Raw genomic sequence first — 12341 nt, 5'->3', positions numbered from 1 at the left:
CCGAAGAAGGGCTGTCGAAGAAGGACATCATCCGATGCCTCAAACGACTGATCGCCCGCGAGCTCTACTACCTGCTCACCTCACCACCACCGGCCCAAGCCGCTTGACGATCCATAGGAGCATCGGCATAGCCGTCTCGGCCACGATCAGCTCAGCTGTGGCCTGGGCTGGTCGTGGCCGTCCACGACCGGGGCGGTTCCACGTGGAACAGCCGCGTTGCGGAGGTGTGACTTTCCCCGTCCGGAGGCATGGCGCCGATCGAGAGGGTTAGATCAATGCGCATGTGCGGCCTCTCCGGCGAGATCACCTTCGACGGCTCCCTGGCCGACACCGCGGCCGTGGACCGCATGGTCTGCGAGCTGGTGCCGCGCGGGCCCGACGGCCAGGGCTCCTGGAGCGCCGGGCGGGTCGCGTTCGGCCACCGGCGGCTGTCGGTCATCGACCTCTCCACGGCCGGCGGCCAGCCGATGGTCGACAACGAGCTCGGCCTGACCGCCGTCTTCAACGGCTGCATCTACGACTACCAGGAGCTGCGCGCCGAGCTGGAGGGCCACGGCTACCGGTTCTTCTCCACCAGCGACACCGAGGTCCTGATCAAGGGCTACCACCACTGGGGCACCGACTTCGTCGACCACCTGCACGGCATGTTCGCCGTGGTGATCCACGAGCGGGACACCGGCCGGGTCGTCCTGGCCCGCGACCGGCTCGGCATCAAGCCGCTCTACCTGTCCGAGACCCCGGGGCGGCTGCGCTTCGCCTCGTCGCTGCCCGCGCTGCTGCGCGCCGGCGACGTCGACACCTCGATCGACCCGGTGGCGCTGCACCACTACCTGACCTGGCACGCCGTCGTCCCGGCGCCGCGGACGATCCTGGCCGGCGTCCGCAAGCTGCCGCCGGCCACGGTGCGGGTGGTCGAGGCCGACGGCACCAGCCGCGAGCACCGCTACTGGCAGCCGCGCTACGAGCGCCGTCCCGAGCACGCCGGCTGGTCGGCCCGTGACTGGGAGGACGCCGTCGAGGAGGCCCTGCGGGTCGCCGTCCGCCGCCGGCTGGTGGCCGACATCCCGGTCGGCGTCCTGCTCTCCGGCGGGCTGGACTCCAGCCTGATCGTCGGCCTGCTCGCCGAGGAGGGGCAGACCGGCCTGGCCACCTTCAGCATCGGGTTCGAGGCGGCCGGCGGCCGGGAGGGCGACGAGTTCGTCTACTCCGACGTCATCGCCGAGCGCTTCGCCACCGACCACCACCGCATCCGGGTCAGCTCCGACGAGCTGGCCGGCGCGCTGGACCACGCGATCGGCGCCATGAGCGAGCCGATGGTCAGCCACGACGTCGTCGCCTTCGACCTGCTCAGCGAGCGGGTCAGCCAGAGCATCCGGGTGGTGCAGTCCGGCCAGGGCGCCGACGAGGTCTTCGCGGGCTACCACTGGTACCCGCCGCTGGCCGGCGTGCCGCGGGAGCAGGCGCCGGAGCGCTACGCCGCCGCGTTCTTCGACCGCGACGCCGCCGACATGCGGCGGCTGGTCGCCGACCGGTACGCCCCCGACCACGACCCGTCGCTGGCCTTCGTCCGCGAGCACATGGGTGCCGACGGCGCCGCGACGGCGGTGGACGCCGCGCTGCGCCTGGACAGCGAGGTCATGCTGGTCGACGACCCGGTGAAGCGGGTGGACAACATGTCCATGGCCTGGGGGCTCGAGGCCCGGGTGCCCTTTCTCGACCACGACCTGGTGGAGCTGGCGGCGGCCTGCCCGCCGGAGCTCAAGCTCGCCGACGGCGGCAAGGGCGTGCTCAAGGCGATCGGACGGCGGATCATCCCGGCCGAGGTCATCGACCGGCCCAAGGGCTACTTCCCGGTGCCGGCCATCACCCACCTCGAGGGCAAGGTGCTCACGCTGGTGCGCGACGCGCTGAGCAGCGCTCCGGCCCGCGAGCGCGGCCTGTTCCGCGACGGCTACGTCGACGCCCTGCTGGCCGACCCGAACGGGGAGCTCACCCCGCTCAAGGGCAACAAGCTCTGGCAGCTCGGCCTGCTGGAGCTGTGGCTGCAGGCCCACGGGGTGTGACCGCCGTGGGCTCGCCCACCCGGATCGCCGGCGCGCGCCGCCGCGCCGCCGACCGCGGCTTCACCGACCGCTCGACACGTCGTCCCTCCGCCCACGAGCGGCGCGGCATGCAGACCGACGTCGTCCTCGACATGGGCTGGGGGCGGCTGGTCTTCGGGCACACCTTCGCCGACCTGCGGGGGGTCCTCGCCGCGCTGCGCGCCGAGGAGTCCGGCCGGCGGGACATCTGCGTCTACCCCCGCGATCCGCAGGTGCTCATCGGGCTGGCCCCCGACGAGCTGTTCCTCGACCCGTCGCTGACCTTCCGGCTGCACCTCAACCGCTACCGGCCGCGCGGCGAGCTGATCCGCGGCGTCTTCGTCCGCACGGTGACCTCGGGTGCGGAGATGGAGGCGATCAACGACATCTACGCCCGCAACGGCATGGTGACCGGCGACGGCATCACCATGTGGGCCAACCACCGCACCCGCGACTTCACCTACCTGGTGGCCGAGGACCGGCGGACCGGGAAGATCGTCGGCACGGTCACCGGCGTCGACCACGCGCTCGCCTTCGGCGATCCCGAGGGGGGCACCAGCCTGTGGTGCCTCGCGGTCGACGCGCAGGACGCCCCGCCCGGCACGGGGGAGGCGCTGGTCCGCGTGCTGGCCGAGCGCTACGCGGCCCGGGGCCGGGCGTACCTGGACCTGTCGGTCATGCACGACAACGCGCCGGCGATCGCCCTGTACCGCAAGCTCGGCTTCACCCAGGTCAACGCCGTCTGCGTGAAGCGGAAGAACCCGATCAACTCGCCGCTGTTCGCCGCGCGCCCGCCGGAGCTGACCGACCTCAACCCCTACGCGCGGATCATCGCCGAGGAGGCGCTGCGCCGGGGCATCCGGGTCGAGGTGACCGACGCCGAGTTCGGCGAGCTGCGGCTCTCGCTGGGCGGCCGCTCGGTGCTGACCCGCGAGTCGCTGTCCGAGTTCACCTCCGCGGTGGCCATGAGCCGCTGCGACGACAAGCGCGTCTCCCGCCGGGTCATGGAGCGGACGGGGGTGCGGGTGCCCCGCGGCGCGGTGGCCGCCGAGGGCGACCTGGACGCCGCCGCGGCGCTGCTCGACGAGCTGGGCGAGCTGGTGGTCAAGCCGGCCCGCGGCGAGCAGGGCAAGGGCATCACCGTCGGCGTGCGGGACCGGGACGGCCTGGAGCGCGCGGTCGCCCTGGCCGCGCAGCACTGCCCGGACGTCCTGGTCGAGGAGCTGGTCGCCGGCGACGACCTGCGCGTGGTGGTCATCGACCACCGGGTGGTCGCCGCCGCCGTCCGGCGGCCGGCCCAGGTGATCGGCGACGGCCGGTCCACGGTGGCCGAACTGGTCCGCGCCACCAGCCGCCGCCGGGAACGGGCCACCGGCGGCGAGTCCTCGATCCCGCTGGACGACACGACCGCCGAGGTGGTCGCCGACGCCGGGTACGCCATGGACGACGTCCCGCCCACCGGCGAGCGCATCCGCGTGCGGCGGACGGCGAACCTGCACACCGGCGGCACGATCGAGGACGTCACCGACCGGCTGCACCCCGACATCGCGGCGGCGGCGGTACGCGCGAGCCGGGCGCTCGGCATCCCGGTCACCGGCCTGGATTTCATGGTCCCCGACGTCGAGGGGCCCGAGCACGTCTTCATCGAGGCCAACGAGCGGCCGGGCCTGGCGAACCACGAGCCGCAACCCACCGTCGCCCGGTTCGTCGACCTCCTCTTCCCGGAGACCCGCGGGTAGGCGGTCTATCGTTCCCACGCCATGGTGGTGGATCCGGACGTCGACCTGCACGACCCGGGACAGCGCCGGGAGCGGGCCCTCGCCCCCTCCTTCCTCGCGGTGATCGCGGTCGGCGGCGTCCTCGGCGCCGAGGCCCGCTACGCCCTCGAGCGGCTGGTCGGCTCCCCCGCCGACGGCTGGCCGTGGGCGACGTTCGCCGTCAACGTGGTCGGCTCGCTCCTCCTCGGTGTGCTCATGGGGGTGCTGGGCCGGCTGGACCGCCCGCACCCGCTGGCCCGGCCGTTCCTGGGTGTCGGGTTCCTGGGCGGGTTCACCACGTTCTCCACGGCGATGGTCCAGGTCCCCCCACTGCTGTCCGCCGGCCGGCCGGGTCTCGCGCTGCTCTACCTGGCCGGCTCCGCCGTGACCGCGCTCGGCGGGGCCGCCGCGGGGCTCTGGGCGGTCCGCGGGCGAGCGGGAGCCGCCCCGTGACGTGGCTCTGGGTGGCGCTCGGTGCCGCGGTCGGCGCGCCCGCGAGGTACGTCACCGACCGCTGGGTGCAGTCCTGGCACGACAGCGTGTTCCCGTGGGGGACGCTCACGGTCAACGTGGTGGCGTCCTTCCTGCTGGGCCTCCTCACCGGCGCCGCGCACGCGCTGCACCCCGCGGTCGGTCTCGCCCTGGGGACCGGGTTCTGCGGTGCTCTCTCCACGTACAGCGCGTTCGGCTACGAGACGCTGCGGCTGCTCGAGACCCGGGCCCGGGTCCTCGCCGCCGCCAACGTGGCGGTGTCGCTGGTCGCGGGGCTGGCCGCGGTGGTGCTCGGCTGGGCCCTGGGCGCGGCCCTCGCCTGAGGCCCCGGGTGCCGTCGACCCGGGCGATCTATAGGGTCGGCAGCGATGGCGGGCACCGAGGGAGGACACGTGCGGGCGGACAGCCCTGTCGTCGTCGTCGCCAACCGGCTGCCGGTGGACCAGGTCACCGACCCGGACGGGACGACGCGCTGGCAGCGCAGCCCCGGTGGACTGGTGACGGCGCTCGAGCCGTTCGTCGCGGGCCGCGGCGGCGCCTGGGTCGGCTGGTCGGGCTCGGCCGGTGACGCCCCGGAGCCGTTCGAGTCCGGCGGCATGTCCCTGATCCCGGTGCCGCTCTCCGAGGACGAGGTCGACGGCTACTACGAGGGCATGTCCAACGCCTCGCTGTGGCCGCTCTACCACGACGTCGTCGAGAAGCCCGAGTACCACCGGCGCTGGTGGGACATCTACGTGCAGGTCAACAAGCGCTTCGCCGCCCGCGCGGCCGAGGTCGCGGCCGAGGGCGCCACCGTCTGGGTGCACGACTACCAGCTGCAGCTGGTCCCGGCGCTGCTGCGGCAGCGCCGCCCCGACCTGACGATCGGCTTCTTCCTGCACATCCCCTTCCCGCCCTACGAGCTGTTCACCCAGCTGCCCTGGCGGCAGGCGATCATCGAGGGCCTGCTCGGGGCCGACCTCGTCGGCTTCCAGCGGCCGGCCGCCGCGGCGAACTTCGTGCAGCTGGCCCGCCGGCTGCACGACCTCCCCACCCGCGGCAACCTCATCGAGTACGAGGGCCGCACCGTGGCGGCGCGGGCCTTCCCGATCTCGATCGACGTCGCGTCGTTCGACCGGCTCGCCTCATCCGAGGAGGTCATCGCCCGGGCCAAGGAGATCCGCACCGAGCTCGGCAGCCCCGACAAGATGATCCTGGGCGTCGACCGGCTCGACTACACCAAGGGCATCAGCGTCCGGCTCAACGCCTTCCAGGAGCTCCTCGAGGACGGCGTCATCGCGGCGCCGGAGACCGTGCTGGTGCAGGTGGCCACGCCCAGCCGCGAGCGGGTCGAGCACTACGTGCACATGCGGGAGACGATCGAGCAGCAGGTCGGGCACATCAACGGCGTCTTCGGCTCCATCGCCGGCCCGGCGGTGCACTACTTCAACCAGTCGATGCCCCGCGAGGAGCTCGCCGCCCTCTACCGGGCCGCCGACGTCATGCTCGTGACCCCCTACCGCGACGGCATGAACCTGGTGGCCAAGGAGTACGTCGCCGCGCGCGGCGACCTCGGCGGGGCGCTCGTGCTGAGCGAGTTCGCCGGCGCCGCCGCCGAGCTCAAGCAGGCCTACCTGGTGAACCCGCACGACATCGCCGGGGTCAAGAGCCAGCTGGTGCGCGCCCTCCGGCAGGACCCCGCCGACGGCCGCCGGCGCATGCGGGCGATGCGCCGGCACCTGACCCGCAACGACCTCGAGCACTGGGCCAGCTCGTTCTTCGACGCGCTCACCTCGTGACCGCCGTCCCGGCCGGCCTGCGCGCCGCGCTCGCCGCCGTCGCCCCGCGCCGCCCACTGCTCGTGGCCAGCGACTACGACGGCGTGCTCTCCCCGCTCGTCGGGGACCCCTCCGCCGCGGTGCCGGAGCCCGGCGCCGCGGAGGCGCTGGCACGGGTGGCCGCCGCCGACGGCGTGACCGTCGCGCTGGTCAGCGGTCGCGGCGTGGCCGACCTGCAGCGCACCAGCGGCTTCACCGGTGCCTACCGCTGGGTGGGCAGCCACGGGGCCGAGTTCGACGGGCCCCTCACCGGCGAGCTCGCCGAGCGGCGCGACGCGCTCGCCGAGCGGCTGGCCCCCGTGGTGGCGGAGGTCGCCGGCGCCCGCCTGGAGGTCAAGCCCGCCAGCGTCGCGGTGCACGTGCGACAGGTCCCCGACCCGGCCGTGGGGACGGCCCTGCTCGAGCGCGCCAGGTCACTGGCCGATCCGTCACTGACGATGAAGCCGGGCAAGGCGGTGCTCGAGCTGGCCGTCACCGACGCCGACAAGGGCAGCGCGCTGCGCCGTCTGCGAACCGACCTGGGGGCGGCGGCGGCGATCTACCTCGGCGACGACGTCACCGACGAAGACGGGTTCCGCGCGCTCGGGCCGGACGACGTGGCGATCAAGGTGGGCGAGGGCCCGACCGTCGCGGCCCACAGGGTGACCGACCCCGCCGCCGTCGTGGCGGTGCTGGAGGAGCTCGCCGACCTGCTCGGCTGAGGCGCGCCGCGCCCCCGCGCCGGGCGTGGCGTCCCCGGCCGCCCGGTGGCCGGCCGGTCCTTCGACGGCGACCGCCCTCCCCGGATCGACATGCGGCGGGCGCGGCCCGGCCGACCTGCACGTCCTCCCCGTCCGACGCCGATCCGCGCACCGCGACCAATTCCCGATGTCGACAAGATGGTCGCTACGGGACGGCGGTACCGCGCCTCGGACACGATTCCGTCTCCCGGGTGGAATCAGCCCGACGCGTGTGACTGGAGTGGCAACAATCTGCCTGCGCCATTCCCCGCTCGCATTCCCAGGAGTTCCGTCATGAGTTCCGCCTCCACCCCGCAGAAGGCCGCGCGGCCGCCCGGCTGGTTCGCCAACCGGCCGCTGGCGGTCAAGTTCGGCTCGCTGATCGCCGTCGTCGTGCTCGCCTTCGGCGGCCTGCTCGGCGCCATGCTGATCGGCATCACGAACATCCAGGACGCCAACGGCGACCTGGAGCGCCTCAACCACGCCCAGGAGCTCGTCCTCCAGCTCGACACCCGGGCCAGCGAGCTCAAGGTCGACGGCTTCAAGGCCATCGTCCGCGAGGACCCGGCCGAGCAGCTCGGCGAGCTGGCCGACGACATCGCCACCCCCGAGGCCCTGCTCGCCGAGCTCGGCACGATCGAGCTCACCGGCGCGAGCGCCACCACCGTCGCCGACCTGCAGGCCACCTACGGCGACTACACCGCCGCCATCAGCGCCTTCGTCGACAGCGCCGTCGCCGACCAGGCCGCCGCCCGCGTGCAGTGGGAGCAGATCCAGGCGGCCAACGACCTGACCGACGGAGCCGTCTCCGCCGCCAAGGACGCCCTCGCCGCCGAGTCCGACGCCGCCCAGGTCGCCCTCGACGACACGATCGCCCGCACCGAGGTGATCAGCGTGGTCACCGCCGTCGTCGGCCTGGCGCTGCTCGTCGTCATCGCCGTCCTGACCATGCGCTCGATCACCGGTCCGGTCGGCCGGGTCAAGGCCTCGCTGGAGGCGCTGGCCACCGGGGACCTCACCGTGACCACCGGCATCCGCAGCACCGACGAGGTCGGCCAGATGGCCGCGGCGCTCGACGCCGCCCAGGCCAGCCTCCGCGAGGTGCTGGCCCTGGTGGCCGGCTCGGCCGGCGCCGTCGCCGGCAGCGCCGAGGAGCTCTCCGCCTCGGCCACCCAGATCGCCGCCTCCGCCGAGGAGACCAGCGCGCAGTCCGGCGTCGTCTCCTCCGCGGCCGAGGAGGTCTCGCGCAGCGTGGAGACGGTCGCCGCCGGCGCCGAGCAGATGGGCGCCAGCATCCGCGAGATCGCCTCCAACGCCGCCGAGGCGAGCGAGGTGGCCAACAAGGCGGTCAACGCCGCGGCCGCGACCACCGCCACCGTGGCCAAGCTCGGCGAGTCCTCCACCGAGATCGGCAACGTGGTCAAGGTGATCACCTCGATCGCCGAGCAGACGAACCTGCTGGCCCTCAACGCCACGATCGAGGCGGCGCGGGCCGGGGAGGCGGGCAAGGGCTTCGCGGTCGTCGCCAACGAGGTCAAGGAGCTGGCCCAGGAGACGGCGAAGGCGACCGAGGACATCGCCCGCCGCGTCGAGGCGATCCAGGGCGACACCTCCGCGGCCGTCGCCGCGATCGAGGAGATCTCCGAGATCGTCGCGCAGATCAGCGACCGCCAGGCCACGATCGCCTCGGCCGTCGAGGAGCAGACCGCCACCACGCAGGAGATGTCGCGCTCGGTCACGGAAGCGGCCAGCGGGTCGAGCCAGATCGCGGAGAACATCACCAGCGTGTCCGCCGCCGCCGGCGACACGACCCAGGCGCTGAGCCAGACGAGGGTCGCCGTGGACGAGCTGTCGCGCATGTCCGCGGAGCTGAGGACGACGGTCGGCCGCTTCACCTACTGACGGGCCCGCTCGCGGGGAACGGTCCCGGGCGGGGGTGGCGCGAGGGCGCGCCACCCCCGCCGCAGCGGCGGGAGAATGGTCTCCGACCATTCCGGACGTCTTGTCGACATTCGCAGGAAGGTGAGCGAACTACTTTCAACGGCTGAATTCGACACGCCCGCGCAACAGCGGGGAGCCGTTCCGGACCGACCTGTTTTCGTCGGTGCAACGCCTGTGACTCCTGAGTCTCAGGGACACCGCGCAGCGCACTTCGTCGGTCCGTACACGGGGGTCCCCGCATGTCCGCCTCTGCTCGACCGCCAGCCCGCCGTGCGCGCTGGTCCACCGACCGGCCGGTCGCCGTCGAGATCGGCGTCCTGGTCACCCTGATGGCCCTGGTCGCCGTCGTCACCGCGGTGCTCGCCGTCCGCGGTGCCCAGTCCCTCCGCGACGGCGAGCTGCGGCTGCACCAGCAGAACGTCGAGCCGCTGGTCATCCTCGGCGCGATCCAGCGCAGCTTCCAGGGAAACCGCGTGCGCCCTCTCCTGCAACGTCGCCGATCCCGCGACCCGCGCCGACCTGCGGGCCGACCTCGAGCAGCGGCAGGCCGAGCTGCAGGCGCTGATCGGCGAGCACGACGGCAGCCAGGCCGACGACGCCGCCTGGGGCGCCTTCACCGAGGGCGTCACCGCCTACTACGCAGCCACCGACCGGGCCCGGCTCGCCATGGACCGGGGCGCCGCGTTCCGCTCCGGCGACGAGAAGCCGCTCGCCACCGCGGTGATGGACCCCTACGCCGCCGAGAGCGACGCACAGGCGGCCGCCGCGGCCGCGCGGAGACCGCGGCCGGCGAGGCGCTGGCCGAGCGCGTCGTGGTGCAGGTCGTCGCGCCACTGCTGGCCGGCATCGCGCTGGTCGCCCGGCTCGCCGTCGCCGTGGTGCGGACCATCACCTCCACCGTGCGGTCGGTCCGGCGCAGCGCCCAGGCCCTGGCGGCCGGCGACCTCACGGTCACGCCCCGAGGTGCGCGCGGACGACGAGCTGGGCCGGATGGCCCGCTCCCTGGCCCACGCGCAGGACGAGCTGCGCGAGCTGATGACCTCGGTGGTGGCCTCGGGGGAGGTCGGCCGGAACGTGCAGACGGTGGCGGCCGGTGCCGAGCGGATGGGCGCGAGCATCCGGGAGATCGCGTCGAACGCCGCCGAGGCGTCGGAGGTGGCCGCCCGCGCCGGGGAGGCCGGCAAGGGCTTCGCCGTGGTGGCCAACGAGGTCAAGGAGCTGGCGCAGGAGACGGCGAAGGCGACCGAGGACATCGCCCGCCGGGTGGAGGCCATCCAGGCCGACACCGGGGCCGCCGTCACCGCCATCGCCGAGATCAGCGCGATCGTGGCCCAGATCAGCGACCGGCAGACCACCATCGCCAGCGCCGTCGAGGAGCAGACGGCGACCAGCACGGAGATGAGCCGCTCGGTGCAGGAGGCCGCCGGCGGGTCCGGCCAGATCGCCGAGGACATCACCAGCGTCTCCACCGCGGCCGACTCGACCACCCACGCCCTGACCCAGACCCGCACCGCCGTCGACGAGCTGTCCCGCATGGCCGCGGAACTGCGCGGAACGGTGGGCCGCTTCACGTGCCGACCGCACTCCCGAGCCATTCCGGGGCCGTGCGGACACCGTCCGCACGGCCCGGTCCATCTCCGCCGTGTCGACAAATCACGCCGTCCGGAACGGTGACCCCGAGTGCCCGTAACAATTGCGCGGAATGGACAGGCCAATGGTGCCGGCGCAGCCGCTCCGGCCCCACCATCATCGCGTTCCTCTCCTGCACCGAGACCCCATGGAGAACCGATGTCCCAGCGCACCACCTCCCGCCGACGAGGAGGCTGGTTCGCAGACCGGCCGGTCGGCGCCAAGATCGGGGCGGCCGTCGCGCTGCTCGCGATCGTCGTCCTGGCCACCAACGCGCTGGCGATCCTGCGGATCCAGGAGCTGCGCGACGGCCAGGAGCGGATCTACACCGAGAACCTGGAGCCGCTGAACGCGCTGTCCGCCGTGCAGCGGGCGACCGCCGCGCACCGCGCCCGCGTGCTCGAGTACGCCGTCTCCGACCCGGCGCGCCGCGAGGAGCTGCGCGGCGAGATGGACGAGAAGCAGGCCGACGTCGAGACGGCGCTGGCCGAGTACGAGCCGTACGTCGTCGACCAGGCGGCGATGGACAAGTACCTGGGCGCGCGCGAGCAGTTCCTCGCCACCAACGAGAGCCAGCTGTTCCCCGCCGCCGACCGGAACGACCTCACCGCCTACGCGCAGATCTACCGCGAGGCCTCCAGCCCGTTGCTGACCGACATCGCCGACGGCCTCGAGGAGGAGGGCGTCGCCCAGTCCGCGCAGGCCGCGGCCCGCAACGCGGAGGCGGCCGACGCGGCGAGCGCGGCGGTCCTGACGCTCGTCGTCGCCGCACTGGGCTCGGTCGTCGTCGCCGGCGTCGCGACCGTGCTCATCATCCGGCGCATCACCAGGACCGTCCGCTCGGTGCAGCGGACCGCCGAGGCGCTGGCCCAGGGCGACCTGACCGTCCGCACCGGCGTGGCGTCCCGGGACGAGCTCGGCCGGATGGCGGCGGCGCTGGACCAGGCGCAGGAGAGCCTCGGGCAGGTCATGTCCTCCGTCGTCGCGTCCGCCGACGCGGTCGCCGCGTCGTCGGAGGAGCTGTCGGCCTCGTCCGCGCAGATCTCGGCCTCGGCGGAGGAGACCTCGGCGCAGTCCGGTGTGGTGTCGGCGGCCGCGGAGGAGGTCTCGCGCAACGTGCAGACCGTGGCCGCCGGCGCGGAGCAGATGGGCGCGTCGATCCGCGAGATCGCGTCGAACGCGGCCGAGGCCAGCGAGGTCGCCGCGCGGGCCGTGACCGCCGCCGAGACCACGACGGCGACCGTGGCCAAGCTGGGCGACTCGTCGGCCGAGATCGGCAACGTCGTCAAGGTCATCACGAGCATCGCCGAGCAGACCAACCTGCTGGCCCTGAACGCCACCATCGAGGCCGCGCGCGCCGGCGAGGCGGGCAAGGGCTTCGCCGTGGTGGCCAACGAGGTCAAGGAGCTGGCCCAGGAGACCGCCAAGGCCACCGAGGACATCGCCCGCCGCGTCGAGACGATCCAGCAGGACACCGGGGCCGCCGTCGCCGCCATCGAGGAGATCAGCGCGATCGTCGCGCAGATCAGCGACCGGCAGACCACCATCGCCAGCGCGGTGGAGGAGCAGACGGCCACCACCACGGAGATGAGCCGCTCGGTGCAGGAGGCCGCCGGCGGGTCCGGCCAGATCGCCGACAACATCGGCAGCGTGTCCACCGCCGCCGAGTCGACGACGCAGGCGCTGACGCAGACCCGCACCGCGGTCGACGAGCTGTCGCGGATGGCGGCGGACCTGCGGGGGACGGTGGGTCGCTTCCACTACTGATCGGACCGATCACGACAGGGCCGTGCGGACGACGACGTCCGCACGGCCCCGTCGCCGTTGCGGGGCGCGCCGCCGGGGGGCCGGTTTTTTGGCACGGCGGCGCCGGGGCCCATTCGGGGCCATAGCCCCGCGGGGGGG

9 protein-coding genes are annotated in these 12341 nt (G+C 73.7%); all 9 read left to right on the top strand.

Annotation, left to right across the window (positions count from 1 at the left end):
- The first annotated feature begins 248 nt into the window (after positions 1-248).
- The 9 genes from ACI8AF_RS27290 to ACI8AF_RS27250 all read left to right on the top strand — a co-directional run bounded on the left by ACI8AF_RS27290 (position 249) and on the right by ACI8AF_RS27250 (position 12203).
- Positions 249-2063 (top strand): N-acetylglutaminylglutamine amidotransferase, encoded by a 1815-nt coding sequence (locus ACI8AF_RS27290; RefSeq protein WP_456542927.1) that lies wholly within the window; start codon positions 249-251, stop codon positions 2061-2063.
- A gap of 5 nt (positions 2064-2068) precedes the next feature.
- The gene (gene ngg / locus ACI8AF_RS27285) at positions 2069-3820 is read left to right on the top strand and encodes an N-acetylglutaminylglutamine synthetase (protein WP_456542926.1); all 1752 of its coding nucleotides are present in this window, start codon (positions 2069-2071) and stop codon (positions 3818-3820) included.
- A gap of 21 nt (positions 3821-3841) precedes the next feature.
- Positions 3842-4291 carry a fluoride efflux transporter FluC gene (locus ACI8AF_RS27280; RefSeq protein WP_456542925.1) on the top strand — a complete coding sequence of 150 codons (450 nt, stop codon included), beginning with the start codon at positions 3842-3844 and terminating at the stop codon, positions 4289-4291.
- A complete protein-coding gene (gene crcB / locus ACI8AF_RS27275) occupies positions 4288-4653 on the top strand; it encodes a fluoride efflux transporter CrcB (RefSeq protein WP_456542924.1) in 366 nt (121 codons plus the stop codon). Before ACI8AF_RS27280 ends, crcB begins: the two co-directional genes overlap by 4 nt.
- Positions 4654-4698: 45 nt before the next feature.
- Positions 4699-6108 (top strand): alpha,alpha-trehalose-phosphate synthase (UDP-forming), encoded by a 1410-nt coding sequence (locus ACI8AF_RS27270; RefSeq protein WP_456542923.1) that lies wholly within the window; start codon positions 4699-4701, stop codon positions 6106-6108.
- Positions 6105-6848 (top strand): trehalose-phosphatase, encoded by a 744-nt coding sequence (otsB, locus tag ACI8AF_RS27265; protein WP_456542922.1) that lies wholly within the window; start codon positions 6105-6107, stop codon positions 6846-6848. Before ACI8AF_RS27270 ends, otsB begins: the two co-directional genes overlap by 4 nt.
- Positions 6849-7160: 312 nt before the next feature.
- Positions 7161-8768 (top strand): methyl-accepting chemotaxis protein, encoded by a 1608-nt coding sequence (locus ACI8AF_RS27260; protein WP_456542921.1) that lies wholly within the window; start codon positions 7161-7163, stop codon positions 8766-8768.
- Positions 8769-9179: 411 nt separating this feature from the next.
- The gene (locus tag ACI8AF_RS27255) at positions 9180-10481 is read left to right on the top strand and encodes a methyl-accepting chemotaxis protein (RefSeq protein ID WP_456542920.1); all 1302 of its coding nucleotides are present in this window, start codon (positions 9180-9182) and stop codon (positions 10479-10481) included.
- Between the two features lie 114 nt (positions 10482-10595).
- Complete coding sequence (locus ACI8AF_RS27250) at positions 10596-12203, top strand: methyl-accepting chemotaxis protein (RefSeq protein WP_456542919.1); 1608 nt, start codon at positions 10596-10598, stop codon at positions 12201-12203.
- Positions 12204-12341: the final 138 nt, after the last annotated feature.

This window comes from Blastococcus sp. SYSU D00669 (assembly GCF_054050715.1).
Note: the sequence above shows the minus strand (reverse complement) of the source record. Positions and strands in the feature narration are given on the sequence as shown.